The sequence below is a fragment of the Zobellella maritima genome (assembly GCF_003075035.1).
Classification (GTDB): Bacteria; Pseudomonadota; Gammaproteobacteria; order Enterobacterales; family Aeromonadaceae; genus Oceanimonas; species Oceanimonas maritima.
This window is the reverse complement of the sequence record NZ_QCZE01000002.1, coordinates 100,789-121,664: the sequence shown is the minus strand read 5'-3', so window position 1 is coordinate 121,664 and position 20,876 is coordinate 100,789. Positions and strand designations below refer to the sequence as shown.

At 56.4% G+C, this 20,876-nt stretch carries 15 protein-coding genes, 4 tRNA genes and 1 pseudogene; 7 read left to right on the top strand and 13 right to left on the bottom strand.

Translation table 11 applies throughout. From position 1 onward, the window contains the following. Nucleotides 1-166 precede the first annotated feature (166 nt). Nucleotides 167-903: pseudogene (locus tag DCS96_RS12440) on the top strand (IS5 family transposase). Between the two features lie 61 nt (nucleotides 904-964). On the opposite strand, the gene DCS96_RS12435 reads toward DCS96_RS12440, so the two are convergent. Together DCS96_RS12435 and DCS96_RS12430 are read right to left on the bottom strand one after the other, a co-directional pair. Next, nucleotides 965-2,416 carry a M20 family metallopeptidase gene (locus tag DCS96_RS12435; protein WP_116474728.1) on the bottom strand — a complete coding sequence of 484 codons (1,452 nt, stop codon included), beginning with the start codon at nucleotides 2,414-2,416 and terminating at the stop codon, nucleotides 965-967. Nucleotides 2,417-2,590: 174 nt separating this feature from the next. After that, nucleotides 2,591-4,003, bottom strand: coding sequence for a sodium/glutamate symporter (locus tag DCS96_RS12430; RefSeq protein ID WP_157953634.1), 1,413 nt, complete (start codon nucleotides 4,001-4,003; stop codon nucleotides 2,591-2,593). Nucleotides 4,004-4,161: 158 nt separating this feature from the next. Here DCS96_RS12430 and DCS96_RS12425 point away from each other — a divergent pair, with 158 nt between their 5' ends. Then, nucleotides 4,162-5,103: a LysR family transcriptional regulator gene (locus DCS96_RS12425; RefSeq protein WP_116474726.1), complete on the top strand. Its 942-nt coding sequence runs from the start codon at nucleotides 4,162-4,164 to the stop codon at nucleotides 5,101-5,103. 546 nt (nucleotides 5,104-5,649) lie between these two features. Here DCS96_RS12425 and DCS96_RS12420 read toward each other — a convergent pair. The 6 genes from DCS96_RS12420 to DCS96_RS12395 form a co-directional block, all read right to left on the bottom strand. Further along, nucleotides 5,650-6,828: a M24 family metallopeptidase gene (locus tag DCS96_RS12420; protein ID WP_116474725.1), complete on the bottom strand. Its 1,179-nt coding sequence runs from the start codon at nucleotides 6,826-6,828 to the stop codon at nucleotides 5,650-5,652. Between the two features lie 81 nt (nucleotides 6,829-6,909). Beyond that, nucleotides 6,910-8,253 (bottom strand): TRAP transporter large permease, encoded by a 1,344-nt coding sequence (locus DCS96_RS12415; protein ID WP_116474724.1) that lies wholly within the window; start codon nucleotides 8,251-8,253, stop codon nucleotides 6,910-6,912. Further along, complete coding sequence (locus tag DCS96_RS12410) at nucleotides 8,250-8,825, bottom strand: TRAP transporter small permease (protein ID WP_198650061.1); 576 nt, start codon at nucleotides 8,823-8,825, stop codon at nucleotides 8,250-8,252. The genes DCS96_RS12415 and DCS96_RS12410 overlap by 4 nt, the downstream gene beginning before the upstream one ends. 36 nt (nucleotides 8,826-8,861) lie before the next feature. Then, entirely contained in the window at nucleotides 8,862-9,914 is a 1,053-nt protein-coding gene (gene dctP / locus DCS96_RS12405; RefSeq protein ID WP_116474722.1) for a TRAP transporter substrate-binding protein DctP, read from the bottom strand. A gap of 67 nt (nucleotides 9,915-9,981) precedes the next feature. Continuing rightward, nucleotides 9,982-11,145 carry a M20 aminoacylase family protein gene (locus DCS96_RS12400; RefSeq protein ID WP_116474721.1) on the bottom strand — a complete coding sequence of 388 codons (1,164 nt, stop codon included), beginning with the start codon at nucleotides 11,143-11,145 and terminating at the stop codon, nucleotides 9,982-9,984. Continuing rightward, nucleotides 11,138-11,956, bottom strand: a complete 819-nt coding sequence (locus tag DCS96_RS12395; RefSeq protein ID WP_116474720.1) for a maleate cis-trans isomerase family protein — start codon at nucleotides 11,954-11,956, stop codon at nucleotides 11,138-11,140. The genes DCS96_RS12400 and DCS96_RS12395 overlap by 8 nt, the downstream gene beginning before the upstream one ends. Nucleotides 11,957-12,531: 575 nt before the next feature. Between DCS96_RS12395 and DCS96_RS12390 the strand changes: the two genes are divergently transcribed. Next, a complete protein-coding gene (locus DCS96_RS12390; RefSeq protein WP_116474719.1) occupies nucleotides 12,532-13,014 on the top strand; it encodes an Lrp/AsnC family transcriptional regulator in 483 nt (160 codons plus the stop codon). 96 nt (nucleotides 13,015-13,110) lie between these two features. Here DCS96_RS12390 and DCS96_RS12385 read toward each other — a convergent pair whose 3' ends face one another. Then, complete coding sequence (locus DCS96_RS12385; protein WP_116474718.1) at nucleotides 13,111-14,301, bottom strand: diaminopropionate ammonia-lyase; 1,191 nt, start codon at nucleotides 14,299-14,301, stop codon at nucleotides 13,111-13,113. Nucleotides 14,302-14,969: 668 nt separating this feature from the next. Here DCS96_RS12385 and DCS96_RS12380 point away from each other — a divergent pair. Beyond that, nucleotides 14,970-15,167, top strand: a complete 198-nt coding sequence (locus DCS96_RS12380) for a hypothetical protein (RefSeq protein ID WP_116474717.1) — start codon at nucleotides 14,970-14,972, stop codon at nucleotides 15,165-15,167. Nucleotides 15,168-15,402: 235 nt separating this feature from the next. Here DCS96_RS12380 and DCS96_RS12375 read toward each other — a convergent pair. The 4 genes from DCS96_RS12375 to DCS96_RS12360 form a co-directional block, all read right to left on the bottom strand. Next, a tRNA-Pro gene (locus tag DCS96_RS12375) sits at nucleotides 15,403-15,479 on the bottom strand. A gap of 50 nt (nucleotides 15,480-15,529) precedes the next feature. Beyond that, a tRNA-Leu gene (locus DCS96_RS12370) sits at nucleotides 15,530-15,615 on the bottom strand. Nucleotides 15,616-15,653: 38 nt separating this feature from the next. Next, a tRNA-His gene (locus tag DCS96_RS12365) sits at nucleotides 15,654-15,729 on the bottom strand. 27 nt (nucleotides 15,730-15,756) lie between these two features. Further along, a tRNA-Arg gene (locus DCS96_RS12360) sits at nucleotides 15,757-15,833 on the bottom strand. A gap of 221 nt (nucleotides 15,834-16,054) precedes the next feature. Between DCS96_RS12360 and DCS96_RS12355 the strand changes: the two genes are divergently transcribed. The 3 genes from DCS96_RS12355 to DCS96_RS12345 are packed head-to-tail and all read left to right on the top strand — an operon-like array spanning nucleotide 16,055 to nucleotide 20,856. Continuing rightward, complete coding sequence (locus DCS96_RS12355; protein ID WP_116474716.1) at nucleotides 16,055-16,624, top strand: TetR/AcrR family transcriptional regulator; 570 nt, start codon at nucleotides 16,055-16,057, stop codon at nucleotides 16,622-16,624. 20 nt (nucleotides 16,625-16,644) lie between these two features. After that, nucleotides 16,645-17,766 carry an efflux RND transporter periplasmic adaptor subunit gene (locus tag DCS96_RS12350; RefSeq protein ID WP_116474715.1) on the top strand — a complete coding sequence of 374 codons (1,122 nt, stop codon included), beginning with the start codon at nucleotides 16,645-16,647 and terminating at the stop codon, nucleotides 17,764-17,766. 12 nt (nucleotides 17,767-17,778) lie between these two features. After that, nucleotides 17,779-20,856, top strand: coding sequence for a multidrug efflux RND transporter permease subunit (locus DCS96_RS12345; RefSeq protein WP_116474714.1), 3,078 nt, complete (start codon nucleotides 17,779-17,781; stop codon nucleotides 20,854-20,856). Nucleotides 20,857-20,876: the final 20 nt, after the last annotated feature.

Below are 20,876 nucleotides of genomic sequence, written 5' to 3'. Positions count from 1 at the left end.
AACACTCCCTAGACTCTCCAGCTGCTTGTAGCGGGACATTACTGTGTCTGCCAGCAACCGCTTATCGTAGCCAGAGCTGCATTTTCCAATCAGCTAGAGGCTGTCGTCATACGCCGATTGTTTTCAGTACAATCCCTATCTCATTACGGCAATATCTAACGATATCATGACTATCCCTGCTCATCGCCGCCACTATATCTCTGACCATGTATGGCAACCGCTCGCTCCTCACTTACTGGGTAAAAAGGGCGATTGGGGCCGAGAGGCGCGTGATACAGGTTGTTTATTAACGCTGTATTTTGAATCTTGCGTACCGGTGCTCCTTGGCGAGACCTGCCACCTGACTATGGAGAATGGAAAAATACCCACCGTCGCTTTTGCCGTTGGCGTGATACGGGAATTTGGGCGCGACTCCAGGAGCGGCTGATAAACGAACCGGATTTTGAATGGTTGACGTTCGATGCCAGCCATATCAAGGTTCACCCTCATACCTGCGGTGCAGTGGGTGGCAATCAGAACATGAGGATCACAAGGGGGGGGCTGAACAGCAAGACCCATTTGGCTGTTGACGCTCATGGTATGCCGGTTAAATGTATCGAGCCCCCAGGAACGACAGCAGATTGTACTCAGGCTAAGTCCTTGATTGATGGCCTGGAAGCCGCGTATTTGCCGGCAGACCGAGGTTACGACGCTATATCTCAAGGGATGATGATCCCGTCAACACGGAATCGTAAGGAAAAGCGAGAGCACGACAAGGAAATTTATAAGATAGGGTATCTGGTAGAAAATGCCTTTCTCTACCTGAAGCAATGGCGAGGGACAGCGACCAGATATGCAAAAAATTCCGGCTCGTTCGTGGCGGCGACACAGATCCGTTGCGTGACATTATGGGCCGCCATCTGATGACGACAGCCCATAGCAAAAAAACGCCGCATCAAGGTCAACGGCGCTGTTCAGAGCGGTATCAGCCCAACCTGCTAGGAGATACAGAATCCGGAATCGGGCAGCTGTAGTTGTCGGTGCGGGTATAGTCTGCGAGCTCCTGCTGGCTGATTTCGCAATGTTTCGGATCCAGCAGCAGGTCGATAGCCGTTGCAGCCATCGCTTTGCTGGCAAGCAGCATGCCCTTGTGGCCAATGGAGGTTTGCACTTGAGAAACCACCTGCCATGTATGGAACTGGGTGCCAATGGCGAAGCACGGCGAGAAGCACTGGGCGGTGGGTACTACCCAGCTGACATCGCCTACATCGGTCGAACCGGACAGCAGGCTGGATGTCGGCTCATAGGGGGCCACTTCATCCATCAACACCTTGCCATCGAGAGACTTGACGAACTCATTGCCTTTAAGCCCGGCCATATTGGCGATGAGCTTATAGTCGCTGGCTACGTCGCTCTCGTTGAGCGTTTCACGGATCTGGGCGGCAAATGCCTGCTCTTCATCGCTGTAGTCCGGCAGTCCCAAGGCGCGCATGTGTTGGTACATCAGTCGTTCGAGGTGACGGTTGGGCACAAAGTTTGAGCACGCCTTGTCGAAGCGGACTGTCAGTTCAGTTTCGGTCATCATCCCGGCGCCTTCGGCAATTTTGACCACTCGGTCATAGATGGCCTGAGCATCGCTGATCTTCGGTGCCCGGATCAGATACAGGACGCTGGCGTTAGCCTGCACCACGTTGGGGGCATCGCCGCCGGCGTTGGTGATGGCGTAGTGAATGCGAGCTTCCTGAATGACGTGTTCGCGCAAATAGTTGGTGCCGACATTCATCAGTTCCACTGCGTCCAGGGCACTGCGCCCCAGGTGGGGAGATGCTGCCGCATGGGAGGAGATGCCCTTGAAACTGAATTCGGCCTGGATATTGGCCAGGGTCGGTTGACTAAAAATGCCACTGAACGTGCCGGGGTGCCAGGTCAGAGCCGCGTCGACGTCGTCGAACAGTCCTTCGCGCACCATGAAGGTTTTGCCTGAGCCGCCTTCTTCACCGGGGCAGCCGTAGAATCGGATGGTGCCCTGAAGTTTGTTGCGATCCATGTACTCCTTGACCGCCAGCACACCGGACAGCGCCGCCACGCCGAGCAGGTTGTGTCCACAGCCGTGGCCGTTGCCATTTTCGGTCACGCAGCTGGCGTGGGCACAGCCGCCCTGCTGGCTGAGTCCGGCCAGCGCATCATATTCACCGAGCAGCGCGATGACCGGCTTGCCCTGGCCGTAACTGGCGACAAATGCGGTTTCGATACCGCCTGCTTCCCGCTCAACGCTGAAGCCTTGCTGCTCCAGGTGCTCGGCCAGCAGTTCGGCCGACGCATGCTCTTCGAAGCGGGTTTCCGCAAACTCCCATACCTGGTCGCTCAAACTGGTGAAGCTGGCCGCTTCTCCCTCGATATAGGCATTAACAAAGTCGATAATATTGTGATCAGTCATTCTTGTATCTCTTTATCCGTTTCAACATTGAACACATTGAGTGCTACGAACCTGATGCCTGTAAACCCACAAGGCTTAAACATAATTCACTAATAATTAATGAAAAATTAAAGTGATGTATTGGCTTCCCAGGACAGGTCCAGTAGCAACAGGGGCCGGTAACAGCCCTGCTCATCATCGGTTCATTACGTTGTTCAGGGGCGCCCCGCTCTTGATTTTTGAGACAAGGAAGAGCCCGATAAGGCAGGCTGTGACCACGGCGGCCCCCAGTCCTGCCAGGGCAATCGGCCCGGAAGCGGCCGCCATGCTGGCCATGATCGGCAGCAGGATAAAGCCTGCCACTGTATTCATTGAATAAGCCAACGAGCCGTCGCGCATGGCGGCGGTCTTGAAGTCGGGGTCGCATATTTTCAGCAGCAGCAGCCCGGTCAGGAACACGCCGGAGGCGGTGCCGAAGATCAGCAGCGCACGCTCAAACGGGGCCGACGAAAACATTTTCCGGGCCGGGAAGAAGGCGACACCAATTGTTATCGCAACACCGATCGCAGCGGTCACGAGGACCGGAACCAGGAAACTCACCACCGCATGCACGGGCATGGAAACCAGCGCCGCGACAATCGCGAAGTCCGTCAGGGTCGAGGCGATCTTGCCCTTGACACCGGCATCGACGAGCCATGCGATCTTCAGCTTGTTCATCATGATCCAGACCACCCACATCACGATGATCGCATAGGCCCAGACCGGCACCGCCGAGATCACCGGCAGTCCAGAGGCCTTGACCCAGCCGCGCAGCAGGATGGCCAGACCGGAGCCGGCGAGGATCAGCGCGACATTGAAGGCCATGACGTCGATTGAGGTTGAGATGGTGGTTTCCTTACCCGCCGGACGTTGCTTGTCGGTGTCGGGCTCCAACCCGGTCAGCCAGGATCGCGGAATGCTGGCCATGTTCATGGAGCCTTCCAGCAGCTGCCGCGTGTTCAGCCAGCGAATGACGGCGATGCCGATGATGATGCCGCCGATCAGACCGATGGTGGCATAGGTAACGGTCACGCCCTGGGCGATCTCCCAATACTCCAGCCCCATGCCATTCAGCATATTGCCGACAACGCCGGCGGTGCCATGCCCACCCGAAAAGCCCATGGGCATCTCCATCCCGAAGGTGTTGTAGATGCCCAGATCAGGCATTGTGGTGGCAAAGAGGGCACCGACCGCGCCGGCAATGAAAATCTGCAACGAGAACAGCGTGAGCATGAGCAGGAACATGTTGAAGACGTTTCGGGCCGTGGCCGCGCCTTCGCCTTTCTGGGAAAGCTGGATCCCCAGCGGTACCGAGGCCACCACCGGAATGATCAGCACGCCCGGCAGCAGGCTGTACATCCTGATCCAGTCCTCGGGGTACTGAATCGGCGTCAGATCGCCCCAGATTTGCGGCCCGGCCAGCAATCCGACGAAGCCGCCGATGACCGAGGCCGGAATGAACAGCCGTTGCAGCCAGCCTATCCTGGCGCGTAACACGGTACCGATCAGCAGGAACAACCCAAGCAGGCAAAACGCCTGCAATACATTTGTCATTGATGCACCCGTCATAGAGAGCCCTCCTTGTGTGTCTATAAGGTCCCCCCGGGCATCTGCCGCGCCGGGTGACATATGCAGTATGTGACATCTCGCGTTTAAAAAAAGTGTTATATTTATAACGATGCATTACCATTTGGTAATATCTGTTCGAGTCACAACGGGGGTTTTGCATGGATCTGTCCAGCTTTCTCCGCAGAGGTCTGAAGCTCAGGCATCTCCATGTCCTCGTGATGCTGGACGAGGTACTGAGCGTCAGCCGTGCGGCCGAACGGCTGCATATTTCGCAGGGCGCAGTGTCACGGACCCTCTGTGAACTCGAAGCAGGCTTCGGTTTCGCAATCTTTGACCGCCATCCAAGAGGCCTGCTGCGCACCTCTCACGGGCAGCAATTGCTCCGTGCGGTTCGCGCCATCATCGACGATATTTCCGCGCTTGAGACACTTGCCGGGCAATTCACCGGGCTGAGCCGGGGAGAGGTCAGGATCGGGGTGCAAGCCAGCTCATTGTTCACCCAGATCACGGCCACGGTGGTGGATTTCAAGCAGAACTATCCGAATGTGGATATTCGGCTGCATGAAGGTATCCGATCGCGGCTAATCGATGACCTACAACACAACCGCCTTGATCTGGTCTATGCCCGGCTCGGTGGCGACTTGACCGAGCGGGGCCTTGTGAGCCATGCGATGTCATCGGGCGAGATCGCCATCATCGCCGGCAGACAGACCGCCCCGCCACCCGAGGATCTGGGGGCCCTGATGCAACGACCATGGATCCTGCCGACTGCGGGAACGCCGATGCGCGATGAGTTCGACGCCCTGCTCACGCGGACAGGACATATGATGCCCCCGGACTGCATCACCGTTGATAACACTCAACTGATCTTCGGCCTGGTCAGTACCAGCAACCGTCTGTCGCTCTGCCCGGCGCCGCTGGCCGAGGCATGGCATCAATCATATGGACTGCAGCGCTTTGCCACACCGCCCGGCATGTCGAACGATCCGCTCGGCGTCATCTATGTGGATCGGAAATCCCATGCCCCGGCGGTAGAAGCCTATCTGAAAAAGCAGATTGCAGCCCACGCGCAACGAACGGAAGGCCTCACTGACACTTAACGCCGAAACATGCAGTTTGCAGCGTTCCTGTGGGTGACAGCAAGCGCAGCCGGTCCAGCGTGCCTTGCAAAATATATAAATCGATAACCTCGGCCCGGCGCTGCCCCCCATACCGGCGACGAGAACAGCATCCCATCGCCAAGTGCCTATTGCAGTTTACGTGCAGCATGACGGATCTGGTCGAGGAGAAAATTCCGACATTATCCCGCCGGGTTAATACATGAAGCAGGGAGGCATCGCCATTGGTCACAGAATGATACGAGCACCATGGAAAGCCGCATGTCCACGCACCCGCGCCCTCTTCAGCGGCGTGACCTGTACATAGGTAGGGAAGCCATTTGCACACCAGGTTAATCGCACCGGAGCCATTACGGGAACTAACCGGCGCGGTTCGTCTTTAAGATTCGCTTTGATTATTTCAACGCCGGGCAGGCTCATCGGTTTTCTATCGCCAATACCTGACGAATGAAACTGTTGAACAACCACGCCCTATACAGTCAGTGATACAGGCTGCTGCGTTCATGCGATACAGCAGCCTGCCCGGGGTCAGCCAATAACCGGCAGGGTTGACCAGGCCCGCTTGTGCAGCATCTCGCACCCGTTTTCGGTTACCAGAATGTTTTCTTCGTGCACCATCATCCTGCCCGGCGCATAGGTCATGCCCGGCTCCAGGGTGAGGATCATGCCCGGTTGCAATACCACATCACCGTTCGGCACATTCGACGGCCACTCCGTCAACTGCATGCCGAGGCCATGGCCCATCCGGCCCACGTCATTCCCCAGCGCCCCGGCCTGCTCCAGCACCGACCACATGGCCTGCCAGACGTCACCGGTAGTGCGCCCCGGTGCAGCGACCTGCAAGCCGGCCTCGGTGGAACGATACACGGCTTCATAGGCCTTTTTGGTCAGATCGTCAGCCTCGCCAAAGGCATAATTACGATCAAAGTCACTGAAATAACCATCAAAGTTGGCACCGGTATCGATGATCAACAGATCCCCACGCTCCAGGCGCCGGTCGGTTGGCCCCATAATGATATTGTCGTAACCGCCCGGTCCCGAAGCCGAAATCAAATACGGGCAGGCATCCGCTCCCAGGCGCAGCATCTCCAGGTGCATGGCCTTGCAGGCTTCCCGCTCGGTCATGCCCGCATGCATGTTTTCCAACAAATAATCAAAGCCGGCGGCAGTCACTTCACAGGCAAAGCGAACCTTGGCGATCTCTGCTTCGGACTTGATATTGCGCAAGGCCCTGATGATCTGGGAAACGTCCACCAGCTGATGCAGGCTCAGGCGCTCCTGCAGCAGGGCAAAGTTCGCGGCCGGCATGCGCAGGTGCGTTTCCGGCCCCAACATGGCGCCAATACGTCCATGACGCCGGGCGCAGGAAGCCAGAGTATCGGCCAGCAGCGAGATACCGTCGTCCTCCGGCCGCGGAGAAGGCCAGCTGCGTACATCTTCAAGCCAGGTCTGATGAAGCCCGGCTGCGCCAATTTCCGGCACCACGGCGATAGGCTTTCCGCTGGCGGGCACAACCAGAAACCAGGGTCGGGTAGGGCTTTCCCAGAACTGGGACTTGAAACCGCTGAAATAACGGAACTCCGGCTCTGTCGTCAGAAAAACCGCATCAATGCTCTGCTCGGCCATATGTGCCTGCAGCTTCTGGGTGCGCGCTTCAAATTCTGAATTGTCAAATCCACGAGGTGGTGCAATCAAGGTTTGGGTCATGTTGGCTACTCTTGTTGTTATGGCCTGAGGCCCACACTACACAGGCATGGCCAGAATATCGGCCATACCTGTTCATATAGTTCAGTTGAACGCCAGATCCCTGAGGAACAGGGCTACGCCCGGGAAGAAAATCAGGATAGCGGTCATGGTGAACAGCAGCAGGATAAACGGCAGCGTGCCACGAATCACATCCATGTAGGGACGGTTGAAAATCGCGATGGCGGTGAAGATGTCACAACCAAAGGGCGGGGTTGCCGAGCCGATTGCCATCTGCAGGGTCACCATCACACCGACCAGTACCGGATCCAGGCCCACAGTCTCCACGATCGGCATAAAGATGGGCGTCAGGATCAGCAACACCACCAGGGAGTCGACAAACATGCAGCCCACAAAAAAGGCCAGGGCGATAACGAACAATACAAACTCGGGGGAAGCGTCTTCGAGGTTCAGCGGCGCCAGCAACTCCTGCGGGATCTGCTCGAACGAGATATACCAGGAAAACGCCTGCCCAATTCCTACCAGAATAAAGACCACGGCTGTTATCAGCCCGGTACTGAGAGCGGAGTCCAACAGATCACGCGTATTGAGCTGCCGATAGATGACGCATTCTACCAGCACGGCATACAGCACCGAGAAAGACGCCGCTTCGGTAGGGGTCATGATGCCGGAGTAAATCCCACCAACGATCAGCACCGGAAAACCCAGTGGCAGAATCGATTTCTTCAGTGCTGCCAGTTTCTCAGCCCAGTCGGTTTTCTCCACCAGCTCAATGCCGTCGGCGTTCTTGTGACTGTAGATATAGCAGTAAACGGAAAACATCAGTGCCAGCACCAGCCCCGGGCCGATACCCGCAATGAACAGCTCGCCCACGCTGGCATTGGCCAGAGTGCCATAAAGGATCAAGCCGATGCTGGGCGGGATCAGAAAGGCGATATCACTGGCATTGATGATCAGCGCCATCACAAAGCTATCTTTGTACCCCGCCTGCAAAAGCTTGGGCCGCATGATCTGGCCGACGGAGACAACCGTGGCCTGGGTCGAGCCCGACACAGAGCCAAACAGGGTACAGCTGATGCAGGTGGTGATCGGTAGGCCGCCGCGCATATGGCCGATAAACGATTGGATCAGGCCAAGCAGGTTATTCGCAGTATGGCCGCGGGTCATGATGTCCGCCGCCAGGATGAACATGGGCACCGCAATCAGCGCATTGGGGGAAATACCGGTCACCATCTGCTGGATAATAACCTGGGGATCGGTACCAGAAAAATGAACCAGGCCAATCAGGGCCCCGACCGCCAGCGGTACCACCATGGGAAAGCTGAGAAACAGCAGCACCACCATCGCAACCACCAACGTAAAGGTGATCACGTAAATATCCAGCTCACCGGCAATAATATCCGCAAAAAACTGGCTAACAGAGCTCATATCATATCCCCCTGCGCAGCAGCCTTGTCTTCGGTGATCTCAAACGAAAGATAGATGTCATGGTGGATCAAATTCATGAGCAGGCTGATCAGGTACTGAATGCCTGCCATGGCCAGGCCCAGCGGGATGACCGCATAAATAATGTAAACGGGAAACTGCAAGGCGGGGCTGAGCCGGTTGATCTCCTTGAGCTCAACTACATAGTGGTACGCCAGATAGGCAAGGAAAAACATGAGCGCCGAGGAGCCCGCCGCAATCAATATCGAAATGATCTTTTTGGCAGTATGACCAAGCGCGTCATACACCGCCGTCATGCGGATGTTGCGCCCCTTGCGCACGGCATAGGCAAAGCCGATGAAGGTGACCGAAACAATAAGAAACTGGTTCAGCTCCTCGGCAAAGAAAATACTCTGGTTAAAGAAATAGCGCCCAATGGCATTGGCGGTGGAGTTGATCATCATGAGCACGATGGAAAAACACACTATGTATTTTTCTACTTTCTCGGTGATGGAACTGATATTACTAAGCAGGTGTTTCACGGACACATCTCCTGGCCGCCACCCGGCGGCCATCTCCGGTGAATAAATGGTTATGGATTACACCTGAGATCAGGACGCTTTGGCTGCAGCCACTTCACTGATCAGATTCTGCAGAATATTGCGAGCCCCTTCTCGTGCGGCTGCCTTTTCACCCGCTTTATAGGCGTTTTCCACTACCTGGTAGTAGGTTTCATGCAAGGTATCGGCCCTCTCTTTGAAGCGGCTGCGCTCTTCCTCGTTCAGCACGATGATCTGCATGGAAGGACGCTCTTTCATGATCAGCTGCATGTTTTCCTTGTTAATCCGGGCCTGATATTCAAATGCTGCCTGCTCGGCCTCGGCGGCGGCTTTTCTGACCATTTCCTGTTTTTCCGGGCTCAGGTTACTGAACCACTTGTTGTTGGTGGACACGGTCCCCACATATGGCTGCTGTCCGGGGAAAATAAGGTGGCTCTGCACCTCATGCCACTTGGCGTTGTAGATGAAGTAAATCGGATTAACCATGCCGTCTATGGTCTTCAGCTGCAAGGATCCGTATACCTCGCCCCACGACAGGGGCGTGGGGGTTGCGCCGAACGCCTTGTAGGTTTCAACGGGAATGGTAGAGGTAAAGGTACGGATCTTCTGGTTGGCAAAGTCTTCCGGGCTGCGGATGGGCTTGTTGGCTCCCCATACCATTTCGCCCTCAGAGAACATGGACAGCAGCTTCAGGTTTACATCCTCGAACTTGTATGACAAATCGTTGTAGATGGTCTTGCTTTCAGTCAGTACCTTGCGGGTCACGGCTTCATCGGTACCCAGTACATACGGCAGGCTGATGGCCTGTACCTCAGGCACATAGGAGCCGAGATGGCCGGTGCCCACTGACACGAACTGGATGGTGCCGTTGGCGGCCAGCTCCACTATGTCGTTTTCGGTGCCCAGTTGGCCGTAATAATAGGTTCTTACCCTGATATCTCCGTCAGATTCCTGCTTAATGACATCGGCAAAGGTTTTGGCATAAATTGCCTGAACATCGCCCTTGTCTTCTTCGGTCGCAAACTTCCATGTTTCGGCCTGAACTGCGCCGGCAATACCGAGGCTGACACTCAGGGTGAGAAGGGGTGCAAAAAGCTTTTTCATATAAGTACCTCCAGTTGTACTTGTTGTGCTTGGGCATTGTTACTCGGTACGGCCGTTCCTGGCCGCACTACTGCAAACGATTCTGTACCAGGGTGACCCAGTAGGCGGCACCACTCTGCAGAATATCGTCATTAAAGTCGTATTTCGGGTTGTGCAGGGCACAGCCTCCTACCGATTCGGTTCCGTTCCCCAACAGGGCGTAACAGCCTGGCTTGACCCTTAGCATGCTGGAAAAGTCCTCGGAAATGGTGAAGGGATCACAGCTGGGATTCACCCGCTCGGCACCCAGCGCCTGCTCTGCCGCTTCGATGGCGTAGCGGGTTTCATCGGCACTGTTGACGGTGGGATAAAAGCTGTTGGTGAACTCAAATTCGTATCGGGCCCCCGCCGCCTGGCAGATGCCGGCCACGATCTGCTCCATGCGGGATTCAATACGTGTCAGCGATGCTTCCGTGAAGCAGCGGCAATCTCCCTTGATCGTCACCGTAGACGGAATCACATTAACAGTACCATCGGTGATGAACTCGGTGGCAGACACCACGGCCGTTTCATGAATGGCACTGAGGTTGCGGGAAACAATGGTCTGTAACCCCAGAATGACCTGGGATCCAACCACGATGGGATCCACACCGGTATGCGGCATGGCGGCATGACCGCCAACACCATGGATTCGAATTTCAAAGCTGCTTTCACTGGCCATCAGCGAACCCGGGCGAACCGCCAAGTGGCCGGCCGGCAAACCGGGCAGGTTGTGCATGCCGTAAACGGCATCGATATCGAACCGTTCAAACAGCCCATCATCAATCATCGCTTGGGCACCACAGCCATGCTCTTCATCAGGCTGGAAGATAAAGTAGACGGTGCCATTGAAGTTACGGTGCCGAGCAAGGTGGCAGGCTGCACCTAGTAACATGGCGGAATGTCCATCATGGCCACAGGCGTGCATGCGTCCCTGATGGCGAGAACAATGCTCAAAGGTATTCTGCTCCTCGATATGCAGTGCATCCATGTCGGCACGCAGTCCTATGCTGGCCTTGCCATCGCCGTTTTTAAGGATACCCACCAGCCCGGTCTGACCAATGTTGCGAACGACTTCCAGCCCCCAGGACACCAGCTTTTCTGCAATAAAGTCGGCGGTTTGATGCACATCGAAGCCACACTCGGGAAAACGGTGCAGGTGCCGCCGCCATTCCGTCATTTCCGCAATCAGCCCAGGTTCAAACTTAATCATGGTGGCTCTCCATTACTGGTGTATTCAGGGAAGTTCGTCCGATATCGGATTCAGGGGATAGATGAGACGACAACAGCTGTCCATAACCGAAGACAGCCCCCGGGTGGTGCATCAGGCTCAGGCTGTGCCAGGCCAGCACCTGGTTGCTTGTAATGACCGGCTTGCTCAGACGCTGCTCGATATGCTCCACCACCTGAGCACTGCGTAATGCGGTACAGGAAATAAACAGCAGATCGGCATCGGGGTGACAGATCTCGATGGCCGCCTCTTCAATGTCCCGCGGGCTGATGAAGGTCATCGCTGTGTCGTCCTCAAACCCGAAGCCGGCAATATTCAGCACCTCACAGCCGGAGCCGGAAAAGACCCTGGCCACATCTCCATTCACTGTGTCGGTGTAGGGCGTCAACATGGAAATTCGTCCGGCCTGCAGCGCGTCGAAAGCCGCAAAGGCCGCGGTAAGCGGGTTGGTGACCTTGACGTCGGGGCGGGCGGCATGGATCAGCTCCTCCACCCGCTTACTGCCGATGGCAACGGTACCTGAGGTGCAGGCATAAATGATCACATCCAGCTCGGTGCCCGGCAGTATGGCATCCGCAACGGCGCTGATGCCCGGAGCCATGGTGCGCAGGTTTTCAATTGTCAGCGGGTTGAAGTTGCGTACCCGGCTGGTAAACATTTCTACCCCATCCGGGTAGATACGACGCAGATCATGCTCGATATTGAAATCAGTCGCCAGGCTAATCACCCCGACTCTCCCCAAGGGAGCCAGGTGATCCAGCGGATAGCGTGGTGACAACGTCTCGGTTTTCATGCTTCCCTTCTCTCGCGCAATGTCGGATTAAATACTGTTGTCGAGTCCCTTATCCCGACTTGAACTCATGTTACGTGCCACGCCTGAAGACATTCATACAATTTGCCGTCATGAATGAGGAATTTATGCAAATCCACGCCAATATGCGTGTTCATTACCCACTCCCCCGGGCCGGAGGGAAGAATGGGGCTGGCAATACATTCAGCCCCGCCAATGCTTCGAGGTCTCCCCCGGGAGCACATGGGAACGCTCAGAAAAAAGGAAGAGGCAGCAGGCACTTCAGGCCAAAAAAAGCCCTAAAATGCCGGTTGTAAATAACTTAAATAGAAATATCCGGTGGCAAGGGGTCAGCGACCACTGGTGCTTGATAACGATGCAAGACTGCGACAGTAATGACTGACACCCGCCAGCTTCACAACCAGACGGACCTGACTCGAGAATTGCGCAAGCAGAGGGTTTGAGTCGATAATATACAGTGGCTGACCCGCAGGCGCATACGCCCCGAAAACTGACCCTTATTTATACTTATTTTAATATTTTTCATAAACTTAAGACCAAACCATAAAGGATTATTCATGCCCCCGTCCAGCTCGACCCTACTCGACGCTTTTGACCAAAAAATCCTCAAGATCCTGCAACAATCCAATCGCACCACCTCCGATCAAATAGCCGAGCAGGTTGGACTCTCGCCAGCGGCCATACAACGCCGGATCAAGCGCATGCGCGAGCAGCAGATCATCAGCGCCGATGTGTCGATCGTGAATGCCAGGGCCATTGGCCGAAATATGACCTTGATTGTGCAAGTCAGCCTGGAGCGCGAACGTGTCGATCTGATTGACCTGTTCAAGAAAGAAACCAAAAAGCGGGAAGAAGTACAGCAGTGTTACTACGTGACCGGTAGTGCCGACTTTATTCTGGTGGTCACGGCAGCTGACATGGAAGAGTACGAACAATTCACACGCGACATGTTCTTTGACAATACCAATGTGCGCAGCTTCCAGACTCATGTGGTTATGGATCCGGTCAAGGTCGGGCTGACGGTACCGGTTGACGACTAACTAATAACAACATGAAAACCAGCCTGTATCGCAACCAGAAAAACGAAAAGGGGCGACCACCGTCGCCCCTTGTTTCTTCATGCTCTCAATGCGGAATTAACCAACCAGCTGCTGGTACACTTCGGGATCCGTCGCCCCTTCCGTGCCAATCACCAGTACCTTGCTGTTACGATCCAGACCCAGCGCCGCCGCATACTCGCCGCTCTGACGTGCCCGAATCGCCGCAGCCAGCCCCGGTACTGCGGATTCCCCCGCCTCAATGGCCGGATCCTGGCGATAGCCCCTGGCCAACATGCGCATGGTGGCCGGTACCGCCTCCTCACTCAGCGTCATGAAATCATTGGCTCCGGTCGCCAGTATCTCCCAGGCCAGCAGAGAGACTTCGCCACAGGCCAGGCCAGCCATCAGCGTCTCCAGATCACCGTCCACGGTCACCGGCTTGCCGGCCCTGGCGCTCATCTGCAGGCAGTTGGCCTGTTCCGGCTCCACCACAATAAAGCGCGGACGACGCTCTCCCCACAAATCCCAGAAATACCCACATACCGCCGATGCCAGGCCACCGACGCCCCCCTGAATAAAAACATGGGTCGGTATTTCCCCATCCAGTTGTTCAACCAGCTCGGACAGCATGACGGTATAGCCCAGCGCCACATCCTTGGGGATCTCCATGTAACCTTCATAGCTGGTATCAGAGACAATGATGCGGCCATGGGCCCTGGCTTCGACGTCGGCCAGTCGTACCGAGTCGTCATAGTTTCCGGCAATGCGAATAACCTCAGCCCCGTAGGCTTCCATCGCCCGCTTGCGACCCTCGGAAACATCACGGTGCACATAGATCACACAGCCACAACCGAACATCTGGGCACCCCAGGCAACGGAGCGGCCATGGTTACCGTCTGTAGCACAGCTAACAACCAGCTCGGCCACCTCGTTTTTCCATCGCCCATCGAGCAGCTCGGCAATGTCAGGGCGTGTGCCGGTTTTCTGTTCCAGCGCCAGCTGCAGCTGGCGGGCAACCGCATAGGCGCCACCCAACGCCTTGAAGCTTTTCAGATCGAAGCGTTGGGATTCATCCTTGTACCAGATACGAGCCAGGTCGGTATCTGCCGCCAGCGCATCAAGGGAATGTAACGGTGTTGCCGCATAGCCGGGCCAGGTTTTGATATCACGAATTGCCTCGTCCGCAGCGGCAACGGAAATCACATTCTTTTGCGTCTGACTATAAGCAAGCCCGGCGTTAGCCTTGTGGTTGGAAAAATGTGTCAGCCTTCCTGTGAGATCTAACATAACTGTCGATACCCTCTTTATAATTGGCCGCTGTGCCCAACTGCATTGAATTGCAGCAATAAACCCGTTCAGTGAACGGTGAACCCAGCTCGTCCCGGAGATAAACGGCTCAGGGTAGTCCGAGCCCGTGAACGACACCCTGTCAACATTACCAATTACGCATGATGATGAATTGTTCAGTGCCAGTTAAAGCCAGTTTACCGGGCGGCCTGGCGGCCGTTCTTCAAATTGCTCCGGCCAGCCGAGGAAAAACAACGGATTAGTTTTGTTCGTCGAGGAAACTCTGCATGAACAACCAACGTGTGCTTGTCATGCATCGGGGCAACACAGATATCCAACAGTGAAAAATGATCCGGCGCGGGAAGCAATGCTCTACGAAATCGTGGCCTACGCAGCCAAGTCCTGAACCAACCATAATAAGACCAATACGGCACAGGGCCTGCTCGGAGAAGCAGGCCCTGTGCCGTTATCGTATTTATTGCTTTATTCCACCGGCTGCTTTAGTGCGCCTGTTCCACCGCCCCCCGACTGACTCTGCCGGACCAACCTTAGCACTTCAAAATAACTGACAAACTTGCTCAACTATTGTCGGTTTAAATAACAGCATGCCCTGGTTAGCATGGCGGAGTAACAAAATACTTTGTTAATAATATTGAGAGGAAATCATTATGCGTATCACCCTGCTACCCGCTATTGCCCTGCTTGCCGTTGGTGCTGTACAGGCTGCCGAGCTGCCGTCCAACCGGGATCCAGCCCACGTTACCCTGCAAAGTGACAATGACGGCATTGACCGCCTGGAGAAACGCCTGTCCGACCTGCGTGAAGCCCAGATTCGTATCGTGCCCCAGCCGGCTATCGGCATTTGATACCGGCAACACCCAAGCCCGGCGCTACCGGGACAGTCGACATGGATGCCAGACACAATAAAGGCCAGCTTCACTAGCTGGCCTTTTCGAAAGTGATCGGCGTTGCAGGATTCGAGCCCGAGAAAACACACTCTGGTCCCGCTACTCCCAACATATGGATGCGCCACCAAGCTGCGCTGACGGTGCAGATCCCAAACAAAAAAAGCCGGCTTCAATAGCTGGCTTTTTTTGAAAGTGGTCGGCGTTGCAGGATTCGAACCTGCGACCCTCTGGTCCCAAACCAGATGCGCTACCAAGCTGCGCTAAACGCCGAAATAACTTTTTAAAGTGTTGTCAGGACTGAGCCTAACATAATAAAGCAGTGGTGCGAAGGGGGGGACTTGAACCCCCACGTCCATAGGACACTAACACCTGAAGCTAGCGCGTCTACCAATTCCGCCACCCTCGCATTGTTTACTGCTTTATCCTGCCCTATCAGGCAAAATCTGGGGTGACCGACGGGGCTCGAACCCGCGACAACCGGAATCACAATCCGGGACTCTACCAACTGAGCTACGGTCACCAAAATAACTTTTCGTCCATTACCAGATGGCGCGCCCGACAGGATTCGAACCTGTGACCTCTGCCTCCGGAGGGCAGCGCTCTATCCAGCTGAGCTACGGGCGCTCGATATTGGACGACGCGAATACTAAGATCCCGCCCCTACCTTGTCCAGCACTTTTTAATAAAAAACCCTCATCTGGCCGATTTGTCGCCAAGGTGGCTATATTTAGCGCGGTTTGTCCGATTCGACACGCCAGGCCTCTGGTAAAGATGGTTGACTTGGACGCCAGAGCCCCTAAAATCACAAAAATGAATGAACGGTCATTCACAAATGGGTGATTACAATGGAAAAAGACAAAAAAACACGGATTATGGATGCAACTGAATCCCTAATCGCTCACTATGGTTTTCGCGGCATGTCCATGCAGCTGGTAGCCACCCAGGCAGGCGTCGCCACCGGTACCATTTATCGCTACTTTGCCGATAAGGAAGCCCTGTTGCGTTGTGTCCATGAAGAGCGGATGCGAGAAGTCGGAGCCAATATCATCCAGGGTCTCGACCCCGACGCATCCCGCTATGAACAGTTCCGCACCCTCTGGCTGAATACCATCCGTTGTCTGCTCGACAGTCCAGATGCCCTGCTTTACCGGGTGCAATACGAAGCCTCGCCTCTGTTCAGCAAGGAAGAAGACAAGGAACTGCACGACCGTTACTTCAAACCTATCTTTGATTTTTTTGAGCAAGGCCGCCAAGAGGAAGTCTTCAGGGATCTGCCGGCCGAGCTGCTGGGCAGCCTGGCATTGGAAAACCTGATGCTGCTGACCCAGAAACACACCAAGGGCTGTATCGATCTGCACGAAGGGCTGTATGAGTCGCTGATCGACGCCAGCTGGAATGCCATCCTAAAACGATAAAAATTTGCGGGAGCTACCTGATGAAAAAATGGACCCTGTCCATGCTGCTGATAGTCACAGTGATCTTTGGCAGCGTGATCGGTTTTAATCTGTTCAAACAAAAGATGATGGCACAGTTTTTCGCCAACCAGCCCGTGCCCAGCTTTCCGGTCACCACCCTGACAGTCAAGGCCGAGAACTGGTCGCCCACCATCGCCGCCATCGGCTTTATCGAACCAATCCAGGGCATCGACGTCAGCAACGAGTCGGCCGGCATCATTCGTGCCATCAATTTTGAATCCGGCCAACAGGTTACCGCCGGCCAGATACTGGTCGAGCTGGACGCCGACGTGGAAAAAGCCAACCTGCGCAGCGCCCAGGGTCGGCTGCCCTCGGTACAGGCCAACCTGAAGCGAATGCAAGAGCTGTACGGGCGCGGTTCGGTTTCCAGGGGGCAAGTGGATGAAGCCGAGGCCGACTACCGCGAGCTGCAGGGCCAGATAGACTCATTGCAGGCCACCATAGAGCGACGCACCATACGCGCACCCTTCGATGGCATCATGGGGATACGCAACGCCTTTCTCGGCCAGTACCTGACCGCAGGTACCGACATAGCCCGACTGGAAGACACCAGCCGTTTCCGTATCCGCTTCACCATCCCCCAGACCCGTATCGCCGATATTGCCGTGGGCCAGACCCTGAACATTTTTGTTGACGCGTATCCGGACACTCCTTTCGAGGGCAAAATCACCGCCATCGAGCCGGTGGTGGATCCGGAGTCCGGAGTGGTGCAGGTGCAGGCCAGCATCCCCAATCAGGACGGCAAGCTGCGCTCGGGCATGTTCGCCAAGCTGAATGTTAATCTGCCAGCCCTCTCCGATCAGCTGCTGGTGCCCCAGCATGCCATCAACTTCACCCTCTACGGTCAGACCGTCTATGTGGTGGAAGAACAGCAAACCGATGACGGCGAGCCCCTGCTGATTGCCCGACAAAGGGTGGTGGAAGTCGCCGAACGGGAAAAAGATGTCGCCCGGGTGATCAAGGGTCTGCAGGCGGGTGAACAGATAGTCACCTCAGGCCAGGTGCGCCTGTCAAACGGTAGCCACGTCAAGCCGGTGGAAAGCGATGCCCTGGACACCCCTGAGTCTGCCCCCTTGCTGTAAGCGGAGAATCTGATGCGCTTTACCGACATATTTATCAAACGGCCGGTGCTGGCCGTTTCCATCAGCCTGCTGATCGTGTTGCTGGGGCTGCAGGCCCTGCAGAAAATGCAGGTGCGGGAATACCCGGAGATGACCAATACGGTGGTCACCGTCAGTACCGGTTACTACGGCGCCAGTGCCGATCTGATCCAGGGCTTTATTACTCAGCCCCTGGAGCAGGCCATCGCCCAAGCGGACAACATCGATTTCATGAGCTCCTCCAGCAGTAACGGCAGCTCCCAGATCACGGTGCAGATGAAGCTGAACACGGACCCCAACGCGGCCCTGTCGGATATCCTGGCGCGGGTCAACTCGGTGCGCTCCCAGCTGCCCCAAGAGGCGGAAGACCCCAGCCTGGCGATGAGCACGGGCTCATCGACCTCGATCATGTACATCGCCTTCAGCAGTGAGCAGCTCAATGCCTCCCAGATCACCGACTACCTGGAACGGGTGATCCGTCCCCAGTTCTACTCGGTGGACGGAGTGGCCAAGATCAACCTGTTCGGCGGCGCCAAGTTTGCCCTGCGCATCTGGCTGGATCCGCTGCGTATGGCTGCCCACCAGCTGACCGCCAGTGAAATCCTGTCGGTGCTGCAGGCCAATAACTACCAGTCCGCGGCCGGCCAGTCCACCGGCTATTTCATGCTCTATAACAGCGATATCAACTCCCAGGTCGAGAATACCGATGAGCTGGAGTCGCTGGTGATTGCCACCCGAGACGATGCCGTGGTACGCCTGCGCGACGTGGCCAGGGTCTCGCTGGAAAAAAGCCACGACGTGGTGCGCGCCCTGGCCAACGGCCAGTCGGCGGTGGTTATCGGCGTCGATCCCACCCCCTCCGCCAACCCCCTGGTTGTAGCGGACAGTGTCCGCGCCATGTTGCCGACCCTCGAGCGCAACATGCCCGACACCATCGAAATGAAGCTGCTGTACGATGCCACCGAGGCCATCAACGAGTCCATTTTCGAAGTGGTCAAGACCATCCTCGAGGCCTCCCTGATCGTGATCGTGGTGATCACCCTGTTCCTGGGTTCGCTGCGGGCCGTGCTGATCCCCATCGTCACCATCCCCCTGTCGTTGATCGGAGTGGTCATGCTGATGAGCATGTTCGGCTTCAGCATCAACCTGATGACGCTGTTGGCCATGGTGCTGGCCATTGGTCTGGTGGTGGATGACGCCATCGTGGTGGTGGAAAACGTCGACCGGCACATCAAGGCCGGCGAACCTCCCTACCGGGCGGCGATCCTGGGTACCCGGGAAATCGCCCTGCCGGTGATCACCATGACCATCACCCTGGCGGCCGTGTATGCGCCCATCGCGCTGATGAGCGGTATTACCGGCTCGCTGTTCAAGGAGTTTGCCCTGACCCTGGCCGGGGCCGTGTTTATCTCCGGGATAGTGGCGCTGACTCTTTCGCCGATGATGTGTTCCAAGCTGCTCAAGGCCCACGACAACCCCAGCCGCTTTGAAAAAGGCGTTGAAAACACCCTGGAAAAGCTCACCGACGGCTATGCCCGTATGCTGGACGCAGTGCTGCAGAAACGTCCCGTGGTGATCGCCTTCGCGGTGCTGGTGTTCGGCACCCTGCCGGTACTGTTTAGCTTTATTCCCAGCGAGCTGGCGCCAAACGAAGACCGCGGCGCCTTCCTGATGATGGCCAAGGCACCCAACACCGCCAACCTCGACTATATCGAGAACAATATGCGCAAGGCGGTAGAGGTGCTCAATAAGGACGATGCCCTCAGCACCTCGCTGACCATCGCCGGGGTGCCCAATGCCAACCAGGGGCTGGCGGTGGCGGTGCTCAAACCCTGGAGCCAGCGGGATGCCCAGAAAGACGTCATCGGCCGCCTCACCCCGCCGCTGCAGGCCATTCCGGCAGTGGCCATCAGTGCCTTCGAGTTTCCCGAGCTGCCCGGTGCCTCCAGCGGCCTGCCGATACAGTATGTGCTGACCACGCCCAACAACTTCGAAAGCCTGTATGAAGTGGCCGCGGATGTGTTGACCAAGGTCAGCCAGAGCCCGTTGTTTGTCTACAGCGAGCTGGATCTGGCCTTCGATTCGGGCACCATGAAGATAGAAGTCAACCGGGACAAGGCCGGCGCCTACGGGGTGACCATGCAGGACATCGCCATCACCCTGTCGACCATGATGAGCGACGGCTATGTCAATCGGGTCGACCTGGATGGTCGCAGCTATGAAGTGATCCCCCAGGTCTCCCGGGAAAACCGACTCAACCCGGACTCCATCAAGGACTATTATGTCCGCGCCCACAATGGCGACATGGTGCCGCTGGCCAACCTGGTATCGATTACCATGGAAGCCCAGCCCCGCTCCCTACCCCACTACAATCAGCTGAACTCGGCCACCGTTGGCGCCGTGCTGACCCCGGGTGTGTCCATGGGTGACGCCATCGGCTTCCTCGAACAGGAAGTCACCGCTCAGCTGCCGAGCGGCTACAACCACGATTACCTGGGGGCGGCCCGTCAGTTCGTGACCGAAGGCAATGCCCTGTACATGACCTTCCTGCTGGCGCTGTTCATCATCTTCCTGGTGCTGGCGTCCCAGTTCGAGAGTATACGTGACCCGCTGGTGATCATGGTGTCGGTGCCGCTGGCCATCTCCGGGGCGCTGGTCGCCCTTGCCTGGGGCCTGGCGACCATGAACATCTACACCCAGGTAGGCCTGATCACCCTGGTCGGCATCATTACCAAGCACGGCATCCTGATGTGCGAGGTAGCCAAGGAAGAACAGTTGCATCACGGCCGCAGCCGCACCGAGTCGATTCGGGTGGCGGCGCGCATCCGTCTGCGCGCCATCCTGATGACCACGGCCGCCATGGTGGCCGGCCTGATCCCGCTGCTGTTCGCGGTCGGTGCCGGCGCCGTTTCCCGCTTCGGCATGGGTATCGTCATCGTTTCCGGGCTGAGCATAGGTACCCTGTTCACCCTGTTCGTGCTGCCGGTGATCTATACCTTTATGGCATCCAGCCACAAGCCCCTGCCCGTCTTTGACGAAAAGCTGGCCCCCAAGGCCAAGGGACTTCACTGACAGGCAGGTCATACAGCAAA